Origin of the sequence: Aquitalea palustris (assembly GCF_003693445.1) — a bacterium.
In the GTDB taxonomy this organism is placed as follows: domain Bacteria; phylum Pseudomonadota; class Gammaproteobacteria; order Burkholderiales; family Chromobacteriaceae; genus Aquitalea; species Aquitalea palustris.
In genome coordinates this window covers 121728-142266 of sequence record NZ_RFAR01000012.1, presented here as the reverse complement: position 1 = coordinate 142266, position 20539 = coordinate 121728, and the positions used below count along the sequence as shown (strand labels likewise).

Annotated in this window: 21 protein-coding genes and 1 tRNA gene; 13 read left to right on the top strand and 9 right to left on the bottom strand. The window is 57.2% G+C overall.

Annotated features, from left to right (window positions below):
• Positions 1–245 precede the first annotated feature (245 nt).
• The 5 genes from EAY64_RS04545 to rsmI form a co-directional block, all read right to left on the bottom strand.
• Positions 246–617 (bottom strand): gamma-glutamylcyclotransferase family protein, encoded by a 372-nt coding sequence (locus EAY64_RS04545; protein WP_103523599.1) that lies wholly within the window; start codon positions 615–617, stop codon positions 246–248.
• A gap of 3 nt (positions 618–620) precedes the next feature.
• Positions 621–1301, bottom strand: coding sequence for a M24 family metallopeptidase (locus EAY64_RS04540; RefSeq protein WP_103523598.1), 681 nt, complete (start codon positions 1299–1301; stop codon positions 621–623).
• 707 nt (positions 1302–2008) lie between these two features.
• A complete protein-coding gene (locus tag EAY64_RS04535; RefSeq protein WP_147456174.1) occupies positions 2009–4591 on the bottom strand; it encodes a toll/interleukin-1 receptor domain-containing protein in 2583 nt (860 codons plus the stop codon).
• A gap of 1019 nt (positions 4592–5610) precedes the next feature.
• Positions 5611–5695: transfer RNA gene (locus EAY64_RS04525), tRNA-Leu, on the bottom strand.
• Between the two features lie 45 nt (positions 5696–5740).
• Positions 5741–6643, bottom strand: coding sequence for a 16S rRNA (cytidine(1402)-2'-O)-methyltransferase (gene rsmI, locus EAY64_RS04520; protein ID WP_103523595.1), 903 nt, complete (start codon positions 6641–6643; stop codon positions 5741–5743).
• A 27-nt stretch (positions 6644–6670) separates the two neighbouring features.
• On the opposite strand from rsmI, the gene EAY64_RS04515 reads away from it, so the two are divergent.
• The 4 genes from EAY64_RS04515 to EAY64_RS04500 are packed head-to-tail and all read left to right on the top strand — an operon-like array spanning position 6671 to position 9310.
• Positions 6671–7759, top strand: a complete 1089-nt coding sequence (locus EAY64_RS04515) for a penicillin-binding protein activator (protein ID WP_226034173.1) — start codon at positions 6671–6673, stop codon at positions 7757–7759.
• A gap of 5 nt (positions 7760–7764) precedes the next feature.
• Positions 7765–8100, top strand: coding sequence for a YraN family protein (locus tag EAY64_RS04510; protein WP_103523593.1), 336 nt, complete (start codon positions 7765–7767; stop codon positions 8098–8100).
• A 31-nt stretch (positions 8101–8131) separates the two neighbouring features.
• Complete coding sequence (locus EAY64_RS04505; protein WP_103523592.1) at positions 8132–8722, top strand: phosphoheptose isomerase; 591 nt, start codon at positions 8132–8134, stop codon at positions 8720–8722.
• Positions 8723–9310 carry a BON domain-containing protein gene (locus EAY64_RS04500; protein ID WP_103523591.1) on the top strand — a complete coding sequence of 196 codons (588 nt, stop codon included), beginning with the start codon at positions 8723–8725 and terminating at the stop codon, positions 9308–9310.
• A gap of 63 nt (positions 9311–9373) precedes the next feature.
• Here EAY64_RS04500 and EAY64_RS04495 read toward each other — a convergent pair whose 3' ends face one another.
• The 4 genes from EAY64_RS04495 to EAY64_RS04480 form a co-directional block, all read right to left on the bottom strand.
• The gene (locus EAY64_RS04495; protein ID WP_103523590.1) at positions 9374–10582 is read right to left on the bottom strand and encodes a sensor domain-containing phosphodiesterase; all 1209 of its coding nucleotides are present in this window, start codon (positions 10580–10582) and stop codon (positions 9374–9376) included.
• 147 nt (positions 10583–10729) lie between these two features.
• The gene (locus EAY64_RS04490) at positions 10730–11665 is read right to left on the bottom strand and encodes a Tim44 domain-containing protein (RefSeq protein WP_103523589.1); all 936 of its coding nucleotides are present in this window, start codon (positions 11663–11665) and stop codon (positions 10730–10732) included.
• 50 nt (positions 11666–11715) lie between these two features.
• A complete protein-coding gene (gene tsaA, locus EAY64_RS04485) occupies positions 11716–12417 on the bottom strand; it encodes a tRNA (N6-threonylcarbamoyladenosine(37)-N6)-methyltransferase TrmO (protein ID WP_103523588.1) in 702 nt (233 codons plus the stop codon).
• Positions 12418–12535: 118 nt separating this feature from the next.
• Entirely contained in the window at positions 12536–13285 is a 750-nt protein-coding gene (locus EAY64_RS04480) for a GNAT family N-acetyltransferase (protein WP_103523587.1), read from the bottom strand.
• A gap of 336 nt (positions 13286–13621) precedes the next feature.
• On the opposite strand from EAY64_RS04480, the gene mnmG reads away from it, so the two are divergent.
• The 9 genes from mnmG to EAY64_RS04435 all read left to right on the top strand — a co-directional run bounded on the left by mnmG (position 13622) and on the right by EAY64_RS04435 (position 20531).
• Entirely contained in the window at positions 13622–15514 is a 1893-nt protein-coding gene (gene mnmG / locus EAY64_RS04475) for a tRNA uridine-5-carboxymethylaminomethyl(34) synthesis enzyme MnmG (RefSeq protein ID WP_103523586.1), read from the top strand.
• 16 nt (positions 15515–15530) lie between these two features.
• Positions 15531–16157: a 16S rRNA (guanine(527)-N(7))-methyltransferase RsmG gene (gene rsmG, locus EAY64_RS04470; RefSeq protein WP_103523585.1), complete on the top strand. Its 627-nt coding sequence runs from the start codon at positions 15531–15533 to the stop codon at positions 16155–16157.
• The gene (locus tag EAY64_RS04465) at positions 16154–16945 is read left to right on the top strand and encodes a ParA family protein (protein WP_103523584.1); all 792 of its coding nucleotides are present in this window, start codon (positions 16154–16156) and stop codon (positions 16943–16945) included. Before rsmG ends, EAY64_RS04465 begins: the two co-directional genes overlap by 4 nt.
• 4 nt (positions 16946–16949) lie before the next feature.
• The gene (locus EAY64_RS04460; RefSeq protein WP_103523583.1) at positions 16950–17807 is read left to right on the top strand and encodes a ParB/RepB/Spo0J family partition protein; all 858 of its coding nucleotides are present in this window, start codon (positions 16950–16952) and stop codon (positions 17805–17807) included.
• A 92-nt stretch (positions 17808–17899) separates the two neighbouring features.
• The gene (locus tag EAY64_RS04455) at positions 17900–18259 is read left to right on the top strand and encodes an ATP synthase subunit I (RefSeq protein WP_103523582.1); all 360 of its coding nucleotides are present in this window, start codon (positions 17900–17902) and stop codon (positions 18257–18259) included.
• A 14-nt stretch (positions 18260–18273) separates the two neighbouring features.
• On the top strand, positions 18274–19092 hold the full coding sequence (gene atpB, locus EAY64_RS04450) for a F0F1 ATP synthase subunit A (RefSeq protein ID WP_103523581.1): 819 nt from the start codon (positions 18274–18276) through the stop codon (positions 19090–19092).
• Between the two features lie 89 nt (positions 19093–19181).
• On the top strand, positions 19182–19463 hold the full coding sequence (gene atpE / locus EAY64_RS04445) for a F0F1 ATP synthase subunit C (protein WP_045847701.1): 282 nt from the start codon (positions 19182–19184) through the stop codon (positions 19461–19463).
• Positions 19464–19516: 53 nt separating this feature from the next.
• On the top strand, positions 19517–19987 hold the full coding sequence (locus tag EAY64_RS04440) for a F0F1 ATP synthase subunit B (protein WP_103523580.1): 471 nt from the start codon (positions 19517–19519) through the stop codon (positions 19985–19987).
• Between the two features lie 7 nt (positions 19988–19994).
• On the top strand, positions 19995–20531 hold the full coding sequence (locus EAY64_RS04435) for a F0F1 ATP synthase subunit delta (protein WP_103523579.1): 537 nt from the start codon (positions 19995–19997) through the stop codon (positions 20529–20531).
• The last annotated feature ends 8 nt before the right edge of the window (positions 20532–20539 follow it).

Sequence of the window (20539 nt, the reverse complement as noted above, 5' to 3'; positions counted from 1 at the left end):
ATGCGGTGATCGAGGAGAGCCTGCATCACGATGATTGAAACCCGCAGCCAGCGCCGGCCTGGCTGGCCAGTGGCGCGGTGAGCTGTCACGAGCAGTACTGAGTGAGGTGTTAACAGGGCAGGCAGTCTGCCCAAACGCAGCCAGGTGCAAACCCGGCTGCCGGCGGCATACCGGATCAGCAAAGGTATGCCGCCTTTTGCATTCGCCCAGCCATGGGCCGGGGCAGGGGGCTTCGTGCTGCCGGCTCAGCGCTGGCCGTCGGCCACCGCCACATACACCCAGGCCATGCGCCCGGATGCCAGCGGCAGCAGCTGGCGCTGGTAATCGGCCACCTCGTAGCCGTCCGCCTGTTGCAGCTCCTGCAAGCTGACCTGCAAGGCCAAGCCTGCTACCTGATCTTGTGCCAGGCCGCTATGCGACACGATGGGGTGGTGGCGCTGGCCGCTGGTGGCCAATACCTGCGGGTCGGTGATTTCCAGCATGTCCAGCCGGAAACCCGGCAACTGGTCGGCACTGCCCGCCAGCAGGCGGCCAAAGGTGGCCAGTTGCACGGCGGGCAGCTGCAAGGTGCCATAGGAAAACAGCAGTTGATCGTATGCCTGGCTGGTGTCGCACATGGTTCAGCTCTCCGTATCACGCAGCAGCAGGTCTTCATAAAACGCACCATACGGCAGCGTGGGGTGGCGAATCTGGATTTCCAGAATCCACACCCCGGTATCCGGGCAGGCGGCAAAATCCCCCAGCGAACCGGCCTGGTAAATGGCGTGTGGAAAATCACAAACCCGGTGCCCCTTGATATCCAGATTCAGCTTCCAGCCCATGGCCGCAGCCTGCTCCGCCGCATAGTCGTACAGCGCACTGCCGGCGCAGCCATCCTGCTGCCACTTTTCGCTGACCAGCTGCCACAGCGTGCGGGCCGCCGCCGCGCAGGCATGCATGTCGCCATCCTGCCCCACCACAAAGGTAGCGCCGGCATCGCCCTCGTGGCCATCCCACACCACCCCCAGGTCGATAAAGAAAATATCGTGCTCACCCAGCACATTGTCTGGGTCGATTTTCTGCTTGAAGGTTTTCAGCGTCGAATGGCCAAAACGGATGATGATGCCATGCCAGATCCGCTCCATCCCCATGCGCGCCAGCGTCGCCCGCGCCAGGTCCTTGGCCTGCTGCTCGTCCATGCCGGGCCGGATCTGCGCCGCAATCAGCCGCACCGCCTCGAACGTCTTGTCACGCGCATGGCGCATTTTGGCAAGGGAAAAACGGGAACCGACAGCTTCCTGCTGGGCCAGGGCATCCGACATGGCAATCCCTCCAAGGGTGGTGGCTGAAAAATGAATTCATCATATCCATGATGCCGCTGAACGCAAGAGTCATGAACAAAAACCACCCAGACGGGCAAGCTGGTGACAGCGCCGGCCAGCTGCGCTGGTGGGATGATGCGGACAAGCGTCCGGCGGGGATGTGTGCTGGAGGGCAACAGTGCTGTGCCTCAATACCAGCACGCCCGGAATAGACCGGCGGCAACGGGGTAGAGCGAATGGTTCACACCGGATTGGACTTGCCGGATCGCACAGGACAAGAAAAAACCCGCAGAGCATGGTGCTGTGCGGGGTTCCGGGCTCATTAGGCGGGGTCTCTATCGAAGTTGGGCTGGAAAGCCAATACAGACGGTGGTTTTCAGTTTGTGGAAACTTGATCTGTACACAAATCTATACACGGCTTGTAGGTATTGCAGCTAGCATGGGCAGGTTATGGTGGGTGATTGCAATGGGGCATACATTCTATGAAGCTCCATCCGCAACCAGTCCCGCCAATTGGAGGATGGCAACTAACGACCCTAAGCAGCAATCCCTTATGCATCCACAGAACTACCGGAGTTCGGCTTTAGCGGTCATTGTGATGACCTCAATGAAAAGTCTTCTATTGACACCTTGCGAACATTTGCATTGGAGGCAACCCAAAGCATAGCTCTGGGCTGTTTATCTCGATAGAACTGTGGCCCCACTCGCTATCTACTGAAGCTTTCAATTCGATCAATCAGTCGAGTCCGCGTGCTTGAATTCAGGCCACTAAGCTCTCGATTAATCAGATTACGAGCTTCTGGTGTTCGACCTTCCATTGCGAGCAAAAGGGATTTGAACTTGATAACAGAGCGGTATGTTTGTGCGTATTTCCCTGTGATGCGTTCGAGTTCATCTACAGCTTCCCTAAGTTTATCTACATCCATAAAGTGAACCGCAAGATCTGCTTTTGTTAGTAATGGGTAATTCACTCCTGGAAACTCAGCAATTGTCCTTTCTATTGACGCCATAGCGGATGATTGGTTATTTTCAAAAAATGCAAGAATACGTGCTTTTGCTGATGCTACCATTTCACGCGCCCGTTCCGATGTGTCTATTTCAAGGCGGGAAATAACGATGTCAATTTCTCTTTTGCATTCAGGTGTCCAGTCCCGTGCCATGAGGCATGTTAAATAATTATTTGCATTGATTGGATTTCCGGGTCTGTTGTAGTAGTTATCGCGAGCAAGATCAAAAGCGAGCTGATATTCCTCAGATTGCATATAAACCAGAACTAATTCACCAATTGTTCGAGGATCGCGCGGCTTCTTTTTGAGAACATTTTTTAGATTTTCTTCCGCTCTGGCTGTGTCACCAGAAAGCCGGTAATAGAACCCATACAGAAAATCTCTATCGGGCTGAGAAATTTTTCTGACTTCGTCAAAAAATTCATTTTTTCTTAAGCGTGCAAGGCATTGGCATTTAATAAAGCGAACATGGTCAACGGTATTTTTGTGTAGTGAACCATCTCTAGACAATACTCTATTGGCCAGCAATATAGCCTCTGCATATTTTCTATCTTCGTCGTAAATTCGTTTGATTGTTTTTAAAAATACCGAAGGGACGATAATGTCTTCTGGTACTACTCCACCGGATCGTAGGCTTTCTTGTGCTGAAAAAAGATAATCTGAGATGTCAGAATCTTCATCCTTGTAACGATCAAGGAATGATTTTGCATGAGCGGTGAGAGCCCCCTCAAATCCAGTTTCAGACCCGAATCTGTTTCGACTTATATAATCTCGTATCACCTCGTTTACTCGAATGTAATTCGAAGAGCTGCCAATTTTTTCGCAGATTGCTGATGATAATAGGTCTTTTAGGATGCTTCCGTACTCTTTCTCATTAACTATATCAAATAGAACTTCGTAACTTACAAATTCAAAACGACTTAATAAGTATATGAAGTTTAGTGCTTTTTGATTGTTTTGAAATGAATCAAGGACAATTTTGGCTTTGTCCGATCCATATTGCTGGATAGTGTGTGAATTCTTCTTCGCCTCGAAGATGCCTTGCTCTTTTATTAGATCAATTGTAAAAAGAACTTGCTCAGGGTATCCTGTAAGTAAGTCTGAAAAAAATGAATAGTCATCTTTGGAAAGCTCAACTTCCGAAAATCGTGAATACCGTACCATGAGCCCGTCACGCTCCTGCTTGTCCATTTCTGCGACGTGAACAGAAAACACTAATGGGTTTAATCGATTGAGTGATGAGGCCGGTCTGTAGCGGCTTACGATGGAGAAGATCATAAACTGGTCACTTGCGAGTCCGTTTATTATTTCAGAAAACCAGTCGACCAATTGTCCATCAGGCTGAACCAAGACCCCTTGATCCTCTATTAAAATCCGCTCCCTCTCCCTTGATATTTCACGGAACATTTTAATCGCAAAAATGGTTTTTTCTTCCACGCTACTATGCAGGTCAAAATCTTTTCTTGACAAACCAACCAAGCCAAGGTCCAGTGTTTTTAATATAAGATCCTCAACACTGTCTAGTTGAGAGACAATGACAAACGGAAATTCGAACGACGGTCGTATAATGTTCGATTTCTTGAGTGAATGGCGTAACAAACTCCTTCTGCCGATTTCACTTAATCCTGATGCAATAACTGCTATCGGGCTAGGTAAAGAAAAGTCGTCAATTCGTTCCTCAAATTGATTGATAAGATCGTTACGTCCGACGAATATTTCAGTGCGCTCTCTAAGGCGAGGGTGGAATTTCCAGGAAATTTCACGCAATCTAGCATTGATTTTTCGTGCGGCAATGCTTGGCTTTGATATGGGCTGAATATTCAGGCTTTCCCGCATCCACCCAGGTATTCTTGAATCAAGGTGAGTTATTCCATCTTCTATTATTATTGGGAAAATTCTTTGTAGCTTCGACTCGTCAAATAGTAGCTTTGCTCTTCCGAGCTCGTTCTGTACCCAACTTGACTCAAGTGCTTTCGTTGATAGGAAAATTACAAAAATGGCCGTTTCATCTAGTGCACTCGCAATTTCTTCAGCCGGTGGCATTCCTGCTTCGAATGTTTCTTCGTCAAAGATACGTGCCTCCCTGTAAATTTTGGATGCAACAGGACGAACAAAACGGTCTTTGTCAGAAGAGCTGTGAGAGAGAAAACATTTAATCATTTTTAATTTTCCATTACGTATTTTAGCACGGGTACCAAATAAGGCATTGTCAGTCAACGTTAAACTAAACTGACTAAAGAGGTGTTTAAATACTTCACTGCACCACTTAATGCTGGATATCACGTAACCAGCAAGTAATGTGTAACATCTGCTTGCTGGTCAGATATCCAATAATTGGAGGGAGCACGTCACTACTTGTGTAACCTACCATAGCCCTGACAGTTCGAGTGGAGTTAGTGATTACTTCCGTTTAGAGTTGGAAACTGACATAAACGTCTGCTTAGGCCGACTTGAATACCTGACGGTGTCACTAGGCAATGGCCGTACTAGGCCAGTTCCCTTCCTGCCAGGCACACACTATAAAACCGCCCCAAACCGTGGATGCACCCCGCAAAGCCTTACCAGGCAAGGGTTTCAGCCCCACAGTTTCACCCACGGGTTTTTCTGCCATTCCGTGGGTCTCTCTGAGTTCTCAATAAAATCAATGCTTTGAAGAGATGATGTCATCCACGGTTTTCACGCTTTTCCCACAGCAAACCGTGGATCACTTTTTCCGGCCCGCCGCGATTCCGTGGATTGCCCTTTCTGCTTTTTTCACTGCTTTCTATCTCTATCTCTTTGTTTTTTATAAAGAAAGAAGAAAAAAGAACAGGCAAAGGCCGAAAGAGCAATTTTGGCAAACCGTGGGCATGGTTTCCTAAAAAAACAAGCACTTGGCGATGGTTACACCCCAAATCGACGGTTTTTCTTCACTCACTCCCGACCCTGAGCAGCCAAAAACACCCCTTCCGGCTCCCAGTTTTTCACAAGCAGCATGCTTATGTCATATTCCAGATCAAAAGCAGGCAACAATTTGCTGATTTTTGGCATAAATCGGACAGCGCCAGCTGGTGGCTTGATGCAGGGTGTTTGTATAAGGCATCGGCGTTGTGCTGACTGGGAGGCAGCTGGAATGCCCGCTGGGCATGTGTTTGGAGGGTGTGTATGGATTTGGGTTCTGGCCGTGGGCCTATACACAAATCTCTGCACAAAAAAATGGGATGGTGCTGGAAGGTGTCGGACTGATCTGGACAACAAAAAACCCGCATAGCCTTGTGCTGTGCGGGTTTCTGGACTTTCTGGGACTTCTCTGTACGTTGCGATGGTGCCCGGGGTCGGACTCGAACCGACACACCTTGCGGCGGGGGATTTTGAATCCCCTGCGTCTACCGATTTCGCCACCCGGGCATCGCAAGAGGAGGCAAGTCTATCTGATCTGCCTGCCCTTGTAAATCACTCTGCGGCGTCCTTTTTCAATTTCAGCGCATGGTCATACAGTTGCTTGCGGTTGGCCCCGCTGATCTGGGCGGCCAGGGTGGAGGCCTGTTTCATCGGCAATTCGGCGCTGAGGATGTTCATGATGCGCACGGCTTCTTCCGGCAGGGCTTCGTCGCTGTCGGGCTGCGGGGCGGCATCGATGATCAGCACGATTTCGCCGCGCTGCTGGTTGCTGTCGGCCTTGACCCATTCCAGCAGTTCGCCGGCGGGCAGGCTGTGGAAGGTTTCAAAGGTTTTGGTCAGTTCGCGTGCCAGCATCAGCCGGCGTTCCGGCCCCAGTTCGGCCACGATGTCCTGCAGGGTGTCGACGATGCGGTGCGGGGCTTCGTAGCACACCACCAGGTGGTCGGCACTGAGCCATTGCTGCAGGGTGCGGCGGCGTTCGCCGCTTTTGGGCGGCAAAAAGCCGTGAAACAGAAAGGCATTGCTGGTAAAGCCGCTGGCGGACAGGGCGGTGATGACGGCGGATACGCCGGGAATGGGGCGTACCGGGTGGCCGGCAGCGCGCACGGCTTCTACCAGCCGGGCGCCGGGGTCGGACACGGCGGGGGTGCCGGCATCGGATACTTGCACCACGATCTGGCCTTCGGCCAGCCAGCGGATGACTTGTTCGGCCATGCTGCGTTCGTTGTGTTCGCGCAGGCTGACCAGTTTGTTGGCGTGAATGCCGTATGCTGTCAGCAGGCTACCGGTGACGCGGGTGTCTTCGGCGCACACCACATCGGCCACGCCAAAGGCAGTCAGCGCACGCGCGGTAACATCTCCCAGGTTTCCAATGGGGGTGGCCACCACATATAATGTGCCGCGACAGAAACTTTCCCGTGCAGATTCAAGCAAGTGAGCGAACGAAGTATGCAAAGACTGGCTCCGCTGTTGGTTGGCGTCATGATGACATGGTTGACGGCTGCGCAAGCGCAGGCACCGGACTATATCATCCAACTCAATGCCGCGCCGCTCAATAGCGCGGCTGGTGCGGCGGTTCGGGCGCAGACTGCGCCGGCATCTGCGCCAGCCATGGCACCGCAGGCCAAGCCCCTGCCCGCACCGGGCAAGATGGCGTCGCGGGTGAAAATAGGCCTGTTGCTGCCTACCGAGTCGCGCCTGCTGGGCGAGGCGGCGGCGGTGGTGCGCAGCGGGGTGGAAGCCGCGCATGAGGTTGATCCACAGGCCGAGGTGGTGGTGATTGATGCGGATGAGCACAATGCCGCCCAACGTTATCGCGAGGCGGTGGCCGGCGGGGTGAATGTGGTGATCGGCCCGCTGTCGCGCACCGGCATTGCTGCGGTGGCTCCCTATGTCAGCGTGCCTACGCTGGCGCTGAATGCGGTGGGGCGCGATGTGCCCACCAGCCCCAAGCTGTTTACCCTGGCCTTGAATGTGGAAGTGGAAGCCCGGCAGATTGCCCGGCTGATGCGGGATGATGGCCGGGCCAATCCGCTGATCATTACCGATGGCGAAGTGCTGTCCAGCCGGCTGAAGCAGGCTTTTGCCGACGAATGGCGCAGCCAGGCAGGCAAGGATGCACAGCAGATGGAAGACAACGGCCACAATCTGTCTGAGCTGGCCGTGGCGGCCGGGCGGGCGGATGCGGTGTTTCTGGCAGTGGAGCCGGCCGAGGCGGCACGGCTGAAGCCTGCGCTGTTGCCCGAGCTGGCGGTGTATGCGACCTCGCAGATCAGCACCCGCACACCAGACCGGCAACTGGCCGGTATCCGTTTTATCGACATGCCCTGGTTCCTGATGCCGCAGCATCCGGCGGTGAAGCGCTATGCGCGGCCGGCCAGTACGCTGACCTTGCAAACCGAGCGGCTGTACGCGCTGGGGATTGATGCCTATCGTCTGGCCTTGCAACTGGCGACCAGCCGTAATCCGGCCAGCATCAAGCTGGATGGCGTGACCGGTGATTTGAAACTGGGGCGCGACCGTGTGTTCGACCGCCAGTTGCCGGTGTCGCTGATTGGCGAGGGCGAGTAAACCCCATGAATGAGCAGGGCAGGCTGGCGGAAGAGCGGGCCTTGTCCTTCCTGTTGCGACAGGGGCTGCAACTGGTGGAGCGCAATTGGCTGTGCCGGGGTGGTGAAATCGATCTGATCATGCGTGATGGCCGCAGCTGGGTGTTCGTCGAGGTGCGCCATCGTGCCAGCGCCCGCTTTGGCGGTGCCGCTTACAGCATTACCGCAAACAAACAAAGGAAACTCATGCACGCGGCGGCAGTCTACCTGTCCGATAGGGGAGTAGACGCACCTTGTCGTTTTGATGCTGTGCTGAGTGAAGGCGAGCAGCCGCTACAGTGGCTGAAAAACATTTTTGCATAGCAGCCCCCGGTTGGCTGCTACGAGGAAAAGCATGGACCTGATTGAACGCGTCAACGGACATTTTCTGGAAAGCATCGCTGCCAAGCAGGAGGCAATGGAGTTGCTGTCGCCAGCCGTGGCACTGGCGGCCGAGCGCATGGTGACCTGCCTGATGAACGAGGGCAAGATTCTGGCCTGCGGCAATGGCGGCTCGGCAGCAGATGCCCAGCATTTTGCCGCAGAGATGCTGGGACGCTTTGAAAAAGAGCGCCCCGGTCTGGCGGCCATTTCTCTGGCAACCGATACCTCGGCCCTCACCGCCATTGGTAACGACTACGATTTCGACATGATTTTTTCCAAGCAAGTACGTGCGCTGGGGCATACCAACGACCTCTTGCTGGCCATTTCCACCTCGGGCAATTCTGCCAATGTGATCGAAGCCATCTATGCCGCCCACGAACGCGGCATGGGCGTGATTGCCCTCACCGGCAAGGACGGCGGCAAGATCAGTGAAATCCTGTCGCCGGAAGACATTCAGCTGAATGTGCCGGTATTGCGTACTGCGCGCATTCAGGAGGTGCATATCCTGCTGGTGCATGCACTGTGCGATGCGATTGACTACATGCTGTTGGGAGGCGAGTAAATGAAACACACAGTCCTGACCCTGTTGCTGGCTGCTGGCCTGTCCAGCGCCTTGTCCGGTTGCTTTGCCCTGGCGGCCGGCGGTGTGGCCGGTGGTGCGCTGGTGGCTACCGACCGTCGTTCCAGCGGTGCCTATGTGGATGACCAGAGCATCGAAGTGAAGGTATCGCACCAGATTGGCGACAAGCTGCCGTCGGCCCATGTCAACGCCACCAGCTACAACCGTGCCGTGCTGCTGACCGGTGAAGTGCCGAGCGCAGAAGCCGGCCAGCAGGCCGAGCTGATTGCCCGTGGCATGCCCAATGTCCGCCGGGTGTACAACTACACGGTGGTGGCACCGGCGTCCGGCCTGTCCGAGCGTAGCAACGATACCTGGATCACCAGCAAGGTGCGTACCCGCATGCTGGATGGCAAGGGCTATTCGCCCAATCAGGTAAAGGTAGTGACCGAGCGTGGCGTGGTATACATGCTGGGTCTGGTAACGCCGGCCGAGGGCCAGGCCGCTGCACAAGTGGTGAGCGAAACCGCAGGGGTGCAGAAGGTGGTTACCCTGTTTGAAAACATCACCGAGATTGCCCCGGCGCAGTAAGCCGGCAGCTGGAAACGAAAAAGGACCGCGTGCGGTCCTTTTTTATTGCTGCTTTTGCCGTTTTCAGCCGTGGCTGCTGTGTACACGCGGGGCGAGTACGTCGGCACACAGCACATGCATGGCTTCGTCGATTTCAATCGCCATCGACAGCGTCACGCAGGAGCGGGTGTCGGTCATCGACAGATAGGGCTCGCTCATGTACAGCACGCCGGGTTGGTCGATGGCATGCTGGAAGTAGGCCCGGCGCGACCATACGGCACCTGTGGTGTCGGCCAGCGGGGCAAATTTCAGGTTGCTGGCCACGGTGTTGTGGCGGCTGTTGAGGTTGCGGCCAATCTGGCGGCCCTCGCTGTCCAGCAGGAAGCAGCGGATTACGTCTGGCATGGCCAGCATCGGTGTGGCGGCCTGATCAAACGGGGTGCCCTGCATCAGCGAAATGGCTGATTGTACAAAAGCCTGCCGTGCCAGCTCGATCTGGCGGCGGGTGATCTTGCGCTTGAGCAGGTCGCGCACCATCAGCTCGTCCCAGCGCGAATCCAGTCGCTTGGTGATGATGTCGTCCGGGTCCGGGGTCAGGCTGGGCCGTGCCACATAGTAGCCCTGTACCAGATCGCAGCCGGATTCCAGCGCCACCAGTACGTCGTTTTCGGTTTCGATGCCTTCTTCCACTACCAGTGCACCAATTTCGTGCATCAGACGCACCAGTCTGGACAGCAGATTGCGGGTGCGTGGCTGGCTCACCGCGCTGCGCAGCAAGTCCTTGTCGAATTTCACCAGGTCCGGCTCCAGCTGGCAGACCCGGTCCAGGTTGGAATGGCCGACGCCAAAGTCGTCGATGGCGATCAGAAAACCGGCTTTCTTCAGCAGATTAACGCCTTCGATCAGCGCCTCATCCACTTCCAGCACATGTTCCAGCACTTCCAGCACCACATTGCCTGGCTGCAGGCCGGCTTCGCGGATGGAGTTGGCCAGCGCCATGGCGCGCTCGGGGCGCGACAGCGAGGCGGCATCGACATTGAGGAACAGCCAGTGCGGATGGGCTTGTTCCAGCTGGGAAAAATGCTGGACATGCGCCTGGCTCACGGCCAGATCAAGCCCGTGACGCCGTTCTGGCGACACCATGGCGTAAAAGGCCTCGGCTGGGGAGAGTGGCAGCTGGTTCTGCTCGGCGCGCAACAAGGCTTCCACCCCTACCGTGCGGCGATGCGCCAGGCTGTAGATGGGCTGAAAATGGCTGCCAAGGGTCAGACCGGCATGCTCGAAACGTTTCATTACAGTACATTCCTTCCTGGAGTGGGGCTCTTGCTGGCCCGTAAGCCAATCTCTCTAGCAATTGGCATTCCAGTGTAGAGCATGGCCGGATAATAAAAAACGGGCCCGACTGGGCCCGTTGAGATAAATCCGCATAAAAGAAGGAAATTACTCCTGCTGAATGCCTGCCACCAGCCATTTGCCGCCGGTGCTGCCATCCTTGATGTAGTGCCAGTATTCGCTAAACGGCACTGCCGGGGCGTTGACCGATTCGCTCACCGTGCCGGAGAAGCGCACGGTGGCGATATAACGACCCGCTTCTTCCACGGCTTCGGCCAGCTGGCAGTCCAGCTGCGGGAAGTCCGCGACATCGCCATTGCCAGCGATGTCGTTGCGCAGGCCTTCGAACAGATCCGGCGTCATGTACTTGCGTACTTCTTCCAGGCTGTCCGGTGAGTTAAGGCTTTGCAGGTGCAGGAAAGTCGCTTTGGCCTGACGCAGGAAGTTCGGCGTTTCCGTGCCATCCGGCAGGCGGGCGGGTGCACCACCTGCCATGGCTGCCGCAGCGCCGCCGTAAGACGGTGCCTGACCCAGTCCGGAGCCGATCTTGGGAATCGGATCGAAGCGGGCGGCATCTTGGCTGCTGCTATTGAATACCGGGGCGTTGCCCGCCGGCATCGGTGTGTTCATCGGTGCTGCGGGGGTAGCGTTCTTGCGGCGGAACCACATCAGGCCGCCAATGCCCAGCAGGCCGAGTAAGGCCAGGGTGCCCCATGGGAAGCTGGAGCCGCTGGCGGCTTCCGATGCATTACCGGAGGCGTGATTGCTGTTCATGGCCGAACCCAGCATGTAGCCGGCTGCTGCGCCAGCGGCACCGGCGGCAATGGCCGTGCCTACGCCCGGACCTTTCTTGGGCTGTGCTTGCGGAGCAGCTTGCGGCGCCGGTGCCGGCATCGGGGTGGGCTGCTGGTAGCTCTTGGTCGGGGCCGAGCGGCGCATGCCGGCGCTCTTGCCTCCGCCCAGGCGAGCGGCTTCCGCGAACGGTGCCGCCAGGACAGAAACCAGGGTGAAGGCGAGCATGATCGTCTTCGCGCGAGGTGTCATGATTTTATTCTCCAGAGTAAAGGGCCCCGGTGTGACTGGGGCATGTGACTTTAGTTCGGGGCAAGCCGCTGTATTTCAAGCACGCGGGCATGGTTATCCGCCACGCTGAAGCGGATGTTGTAGTCATACAGTCGCACGCCATAGATGCGCTGCGGGTCGTCCTGATAGGCCGGTCGGGGGTCTTGCGCCAGCACTTGTTCGATCAGGGCGGCCAGGGCGGGCGGCGGGGAGGGCAGGGCGGCCAGCTGTTGCAGCGCTGTGCTAGCCCAGTCCACCTGCAGGCAGGCCGGCGGGCCGTCGACAAAGCCGCCACGGGCTTCCGGCCGGGCTTCCACAAAGGGAATGTAGGGTTTGATGTCCAGCACCGGCGTGCCATCCAGCAGGTCGGCGCCGGCCAGTTGCAGGCGTACGCCGTCGTGAAAGTCGATGCCGCGCAGTTCCACCAGCGACAGGCCTAGCGGATTGGGCCGATGCGTGGAGCGGCTGGCAAACACACCCACCTTGGCATTGCCGCCCAGGCGCGGTGGTCGCACCAGTGCTTGCCAGCCGCGACGGGCAGTCTGGTGGAACACGAAACTGATCCAGACATGGGAGAAGGCTTCCAGTCCGCGTACGGTGTCCGGATGATTGAATGGCGGCAGTAATTCCACACTGACCTCGGCGGCCGGGGCCAGCGAAGGTTGGCGCGGGATGCCGAATTTTTCCTTGTAGGGCGAGTGGACGATGCCGACTGCTGCAAACGGGTAGCTCATCTGGCGGATTGTAGCAGCCAGCTGCTAGGCTGGGCGGCAGCTTGAAAACAGAACAGCCCGGACGAGCGGGGGGTTTCGTCCGGGCTGATGACACAGCAAGGCTGCGGCAGGCTGTGAATCAGCCTACGAAGTGACGGTTGTAGCGGCCGGTGAGGCGGCTCATCGGCAACAGCATGAAGAAGTCGGCGCAGTTGAAATCAGGGTCCCAGGCCGGTTCGCCGCAGATGAAGGCACCGGCGCGCAGATAGCCCTTGATCAGCGGTGGCATCGGCGAGGAGGCGGCATCGTCCTGAATGCGGTCCAGCGGCAGCGGCAGGTGCGGAAACACGCGCCATTCGGCCGGGGACAGGTGGCTGGCTTCCAGCTGGCGATACAGGCTGACGGCCTGGTGGCCACCATCGGCCAGGCTGACGCTGGCGCAACCAGCCAGATATTCACCGCCCTTTTTCTGTACGTAGTCGGCCAGGCCAGACCACAACAGGGCAATCACGCCACCGCTGCGGAAATCCTTGTGGACGCAGGAGCGGCCGACTTCGATCAGGCCATCGCGCAGATTGTCCAGGCGGGTGAGGTCGAATTCGTGTTCGGAATACAGCGAGGGGGCGCGCCGTGCCATGTCCGGCGGCAGCATGCGATAGGTACCCACCACCAGGCCGCTGTTGGCGTCTTCCACAATCAGGTGGTCGCACAGCGCATCGTATTCGTCGCAGTCTATGCCCAGTTGCTGCGAGGACAGTTCGGCCCCCATTTCACCGGCAAAGACATCAAAGCGCAGTTTCTGGGCGCGGCGGATGTCTTCGGCGGTTTCAGCGACACGTACTCCCAGTTTCAGCTGGCGGCGGGCGGAAACGCTTTCGTTCAGTTGCATGACTTACTCCCCTCGGAACATGCGTGGCATGCTAGTTTTGTCAGCAAGGAATGTCGCTCGGGCTTTCGTCTAGTCGGGCCGGTCGTTGCGGCAACTCCTTCATTTGGCAGCAGCTTTTTGGCCTGCTGTCCGTCCAAAACATGCTAATCATCCTGTTTGACGAAGACATTTCCGTCATATGACTTGTGGATGACCTGCGTTTTAACGCCGGGTTACAACAGGGGCGAAGTAAATCAATGACTTACACGGTTATCGGTTTTGCCGTAGAATAGGCCGTTTTTCCTGCACGCATCACCCATGCGTCGTTCGTATGCACGGGGTTCCGAGTACAGCCAGATGATTTATCCCACACAATTTGACGTGATCGTGGTCGGCGGCGGTCACGCCGGCACCGAGGCCGCACTGGCCGCAGCCCGCATGGGGCGCGCCACGCTACTGCTTACCCACAATATCGAGACCCTGGGTCAGATGTCGTGCAATCCGTCGATTGGTGGCATCGGCAAGGGTCACCTGGTGAAAGAGGTGGATGCACTGGGCGGCGCCATGGCGCTGGCCACCGATATCGGCGGCATCCAGTTCCGCACCCTGAATGCCTCGAAGGGGCCAGCGGTGCGTGCTACCCGCGCCCAGGCCGACCGCATCCTGTACAAGGCGGCCATTCGCGAGATGCTGGAAAACCAGCCCAATCTCACGTTATTCCAGCAGCCGGTGGATGATCTGCTGATCGAAGGTGATCACGTGGCCGGTGCCATCACCGCCATCGGCATCACTTTCCGTGCCCGTACCGTAGTGCTGACTGCAGGCACCTTTTTGTCCGGCAAGATTCATGTTGGCCTGGAAAACTACACCGGTGGCCGCGCCGGCGATCAGGCAGCGTCCACCTTGGGTGCACGTTTGCGTGAGCTGGCCTTGCCGGTTGGCCGCCTGAAAACCGGCACGCCGCCGCGCATTGATGGCCGCAGCATCGATTTTTCGGTAATGGAAGAGCAGCCGGGTGATACCCCGGAGCCGGTGTTCTCCTATCGTGGCCAGCGCAACATGCACCCCACGCAGCTGCCGTGCTGGATTACCCATACCAATCAGCAAACCCACGACATCATCCGCTCCGGCTTCGAACGCAGCCCGATGTTTACCGGGGTGATCGAAGGGGTTGGCCCGCGTTACTGCCCGTCCATCGAGGACAAGATCAACCGCTTTGCCGACAAGGACAGTCATCAGGTCTTCCTGGAGCCGGAAGGCCTGACCACGCACGAGTTCTACCCCAACGGAATTTCCACCAGCCTGCCGTTTGATATCCAGCTGGCAGCAGTGCGCTCGATTCGCGGCATGGAAAACGCGCACATCCTGCGTCCCGGCTATGCCATCGAATACGATTACTTCGACCCGCGTGGCCTCAAGTCCACACTGGAAACCAAGGCCATCAAGGGCCTGTTCTTTGCCGGGCAGATCAACGGCACCACCGGTTATGAAGAGGCGGCCGCACAAGGCCTGCTGGCCGGCCTGAATGCCGGTTTGTATTCACGGGATGAAGAGGGCTGGTGTCCGCGCCGCGACGAGGGCTACCTGGGCGTACTGGTGGACGATCTCATCACCAAGGGCGTGTCCGAGCCTTATCGCATGTTTACCAGCCGTGCCGAATTCCGCCTGCAGCTGCGCGAAGACAATGCCGACTTGCGCCTCACCACCATGGGCCGCAAGCTGGGCCTGGTAGGCGATGCGCAGTGGGATGCCTTCTGCCGCAAGCGTGATGCAGTGGAAGCCGAAACCGCGCGCCTGAAAACCACCTGGCTGCATCCGGCCAAACTGCAGGATGCAGCTGCGCTGGAAACCTTGCTGGGCAAGGGCATCGAGCGTGAATACAACCTGTTTGACCTGCTCAAGCGCCCCAATGTCGCCTACCGCGACCTGATGACCCTGCCTGAGGCCGCTGGCGGTGTGGCAGACGACGTGGTTGCCGAGCAAGTAGAAATTCAGGTCAAATATCAAGGCTATATCAACCGCCAGAACGAAGAACTGGCGCGGCGCGACAATCTGGAAGACATCCGCCTGCCGGCCGACATCGACTTTGCTCTGGTCAAGGGTCTGTCCAAGGAAGTGCAACAAAAACTGAATCAGCAGCGCCCGGAAAGCCTGGGCCAGGCATCGCGCATCCAGGGCATCACCCCGGCGGCCGTTGCGCTGCTGATGGTGCATCTGAAACGCGGTTTTACCGACGCCAAAATTGAATAATTGCCAAGCCAAGCGCATGACACATACTGCAGAACTGAAAAACGGGCTGGATCAACTGGCCCTGGGATTGAATGAACAACAGCTGGCCTTGCTGGATGGCTATCTGACGCTGCTGGCCAAATGGAACCACACTTATAACCTGACCGCCGTGCGTGAAGAGCAGCGCATGGTCAGCTACCACCTGCTGGACAGCCTGTCGCTGGTGCCACACCTGAATGGTGGTACCCGCCTGCTGGACGTCGGCTCTGGTGGCGGCATGCCAGGTATTCCGGCAGCTATTGCCCGGCCGGATCTGCAGGTGGTGTTGCTGGACTCCAACCACAAGAAAACCACCTTCCTGCGTCAGGCGGTCATCGAGCTGGGTTTGCCCAATGTCGAGGTGATCACCAGCCGGGTGGAAGCCTACCAGCCGGAGCAGAAGTTCGACCGCATCACCAGTCGCGCCTTTGCCGAGCTGGCCGAGTTCGTCAAGCTCACCCCGCACCTGCTGGCCGAAGGTGGCCAGTACCTGGCGATGAAGGGTGTCTATCCCTACGAAGAAATCTCGCTGCTGCCGGAGACGGTGGCAGTTGCCGAAGTATTGCCGGTGTCGGTGCCCGGTCTGGACGCCGAACGCCATCTGGTGAGAATGGTGGCTAAATGAATGCACGGGTGATCGCGGTCGCCAACCAGAAAGGTGGGGTCGGCAAGACCACCACCGTGGTCAACCTGGCAGCAGGTCTGGCCGAACTGGGGCGGCGGGTGCTGATAGTGGATCTCGACCCGCAGGGCAATGCCACCATGGGTAGCGGCATTGCCAAACAGGCGCTCGAGCAGTCGGTGTATCACGTGCTGCTGGGCGATGCCTCGGTGGAAGAGGTGCGCCAGCCCGCCAAGCAGGGCGGCTATCACGTACTGCCCGCCAACCGCGACCTGGGTGGAGCCGAGCTGGAGCTGGTGAACGAGCTGGCCCGCGAAGCCCGTCTGAAAAACGCACTCAGCCTGGTCGACGATCAGTACGACTATGTGTTGATCGACTGCCCGCCCTCGCTCAATCTGCTGACGCTCAACGGCCTGGTGGCCGCCAATAGCGTGCTGATACCCATGGTGTGTGAATACTATGCGCTGGAAGGGCTGTCCGATCTGGTCACCACCCTGCGCAAGGTGCGCGCAGCGGTGAATCCGCGCATTGAAATCATGGGCCTGCTGCGTACCATGTTCGATGCACGTAGTAATCTTTCACAGCAGGTGTCCGAGCAGCTGGCCAGCCATTTTGGCAGCAAGGTGTTCGAAACCGTCATCCCGCGCAATGTGCGTCTGGCCGAGGCACCCAGTCATGGCCTGCCCGGTCTGGTGTACGACCGCAATGCTCGCGGTGCACAGGCCTATCTCGCGCTGGCGCAGGAACTGACTGCCCGCCTCGAATCCGCAACCGCAACTCCATCTGTCTGACAACATGGCCAAACTCAAAGGACTCGGGCGCGGTCTTGACGCGCTCCTCGCCACCAGCGCTGCGGTAGACGACCGTCTCACCACGCTTTCCATCGACCTGATCCGTCCCGGTAAATACCAGCCGCGCAGTCATATGAATGAAGTGGCGCTGGAAGAACTGGCCGCGTCGATCCGGGCGCAGGGCATTATCCAGCCGGTGGTGGTGCGCGAAGTGGGCCTCGGTGAATACGAACTGATCGCCGGCGAACGCCGCTGGCGTGCCGCGCGCAAGGCGGGTCTTGCCGAAGTGCCGGCCGTGGTGAAAACCGTAGCTGACGAAGCTGCCCTGGCCATGGCGCTGATCGAGAACATCCAGCGCCAGGAACTGGACCCGATAGAAGAGGCGCAAGGTCTCAAGCGGCTGATCAGCGAATTTGGTCTGACACATGAAAGCGCTGCCGATGCTGTAGGCCGTTCGCGCAGCGCCGTGTCCAATCTGCTGCGCCTCTTGGCGCTGCCGGAGCCGGTACAGCACATGCTGCATCAGGGGCTGCTGGAAATGGGTCATGCCCGAGCCTTGCTGGCGCTACCGGTGGTGCAGCAACTGGAGCTGGCGCAGGCGGCGGTGGAGAAGGGCTGGTCGGTACGCGAAGTCGAGCGCCGGGTGCAACAATTGTCTGACCAAAAAACCACAGTGGCGACCGTGGATAAGCGCGTGGATCCGGACATTGCCCGGCTGGAACAGGAAGTCTCGGAATGCATCGGAGCCAAGGTCAGCATCCGTCATGGCGCACGCGGGCAGGGCCGTTTGCAGGTGGAGTATGCCAATCTGGACGATCTGGAACGGCTGCTGGAAAAACTTCAAGCAAAATCAAGCAAATGATTATATGTTGCACTGCAATGGTGCGGGCGATGTTCAGTTTGACGCAAATCAAGCCCTCAGCCTATAATCGAGCGATTTTTTAAGTGTCGGACATGCAAAATCCGGAAGTCAGGCGCGTGCTGCGCCTGCAGGCAAAACTGCTTGTAGTGGCCGTGCTACTTGGTGCCGTATTGAGTGGTGGCACCACGGTGGTTCCGGTGTCGGTTCTGTTGGGGGGATTGTCGGCGCTGATTCCAGCCGCGGTCTATGCCAGAATCGCCTACGCCAAGCGTCATGTCCCACCTGCGGTGCTGATGAAGGCGCACTTCATGGCAGAGGCAGTCAAATTCATTCTGACTGTCTTAATGTTTGGTGCATCTTTGGTGTTTTTCAAGGATTTATCGGTAGTGGGTTTGCTGGCAGGCTTTTTCGCCACGGTGTCCGGCTACTGGTTAGGGCTTCTAATCAAATAATTGAGAAAAGAGCGATGGCAAGCAACGCAATTGAGTACATTAACCACCACCTTACTTTCTGGAACTCCGATCCGTCTCCGGCTCGTGGCTTCTGGAGCCTGCACGTAGACACCTTCTCGGTATCGCTGCTGCTGGCTTTCGTGTTCGCCGGCGTCTTCGCCATGGTGGCCCGTCGTGCCAGCCTGGAAAATCCGGGCAAGCTGCAGTTGTTCGTCGAATCCATCATTGAACTGGTCGATACCCAGGTCAAGGAAATCTTCCATGCAAAAAGCAAGGTCATCGCCCCGCTGGCACTGACCATTTTCTGCTGGATCTTCCTGATGAACGCCATGGACATGCTGCCGGTTGACCTGCTGCCGAATATTGCGCAGTGGATCGGTCACAGCTTCTTCGGCCTGGAAGCACATCACGTTTACTTCCGTTCGGTACCGACCGCCGACGTGAACGCCACTTTCGCGATGTCGCTGTCCGTATTCCTGTGCATCATCGGCTTCTCCATCAAGGCCAAGGGCCTGGGCGGCTGGTTCAAGGAACTGCTGACTGCCCCCTTCCATACCCACCATCCGGTTGGTGCCATCATCCTGGCCCCGCTGAACTTCATCTTCCAGCTGGTGGAACTGGTCGCCAAGCCGATCTCTCTCTCGCTTCGTTTGTTCGGTAACCTGTACGCTGGCGAACTGATCTTCATCCTGATCGCACTGCTGCCCTGGGGCGCGCAGTGGGTCCTGGGCGCACCGTGGGCCATCTTCCACATCCTGATCATTACCCTGCAGGCCTTCGTGTTCATGATGCTGACCATCGTGTACCTGAGCCTGGCCGTGGAAGCGCACTAAAGAGTTCGTGGTATTTGTTTTAGTTTGAGCTTTACCTTTGTTTTAGTTTTTTTACCAACCATCCTTGCATAAGTCTTAGGAGATAAATAATGGAAGCACTCGTTTCTCAGATTCAGTCGATGACCGCTATCGCAGCTGCTCTGATCATTGGCCTGGGCGCTCTGGGTACTGCTATCGGTTTCGCCATTCTGGGTGGCAAGTTCCTCGAGGCCTCCGCCCGTCAACCGGAAATGATCCCGGTTCTGCAAACCAAGCTGTTCATTATCGCCGGTCTGCTTGACGCGATTTCCATGATCGGTGTGGGCGTTGCCATGCTGTACACCTTCAGCAACCCGTTCCTGTCCGCTGCCAAAGCAGCTCTGGGTGGCTAATTTTTAGTCAGTAAACGGTTGGTGTAGAAGTCATTCTCTGGAGGAAAACAAGCGTGGAATTTAACGTAACACTACTGGGCCAGGCGATCACGTTCGCCATCCTGGTATGGTTCACCATGAAGTTTGTTTGGCCTCCGCTTACCAATATGATGGAAGAGCGTGCCAAGCGTATTGCAGACGGCTTGGCCGCTGCAGAACGTGGCAAGCAAGATCTGGAAGCCGCTGAAAAGCGCGTTGCGGACGAAGTTCGCAAGGCCAAGCAGCAAGCAATGGAAATCATTGCTTCTGCCGAGAAGCGTGCAACCCAGATCGTGGACGAAGCCAAGGACAATGCCAGCACTGAAGGTGCCCGTATTGTGGCTGACGCCAAAGGTCAGATCGATCAGGAAGTGATGCGTGCCAAGGAAGCCCTGCGTGAGCATGTGGCCCAGCTGGCCGTAGTCGGCGCAGAGAAGATCCTGCGCAAAGAGATCGATGCAGCCAAGCACGCCGACCTGCTTTCCTCCATCAAAGCGGAGTTTTAATTAACTCATGGCAGAACTCATTACCGTCGCAAGGCCCTACGCCGAAGCGGTATACAGCCTCGCCACCGAAACGCGTACGCTGGACCAGTGGTCCGATGCGCTTGCGTGGCTGGCTGCCATGGTGAACAACCCGGATATGGTCGAAGTTGTCACCAATCCGAAACATACCGCAAAAGAGGTTGAGGCGCTGATGCTGGATGTCCTCGGCGAGCGTGCCAATGAAAGCGTGAAAAACTTTCTGGTCGCCCTGATCGAGAACCACCGCCTGATGCTGCTGCCGCATATCGCCAGTCAGTTCGAACTGTACAAGGCCGAAGCGGAAAACATCGTTGATGCGCAAGTTGAAACGGCGTTCCCGCTGACCGAAGAACAGAAAGCCGAACTCACCAGCACGCTTTCCAAGAAATACGGCAAAACCGTACGTCTTGATGTGCGTGACAATGCCGATCTGATCGGTGGTGTGCGCGTACTGGTAGGTGACGATGTCATCGACAGTTCCGTGCGCGGCAAGCTGCAAGCGATGGCGGCAAGCCTCAAGAATTAGGAGAGATC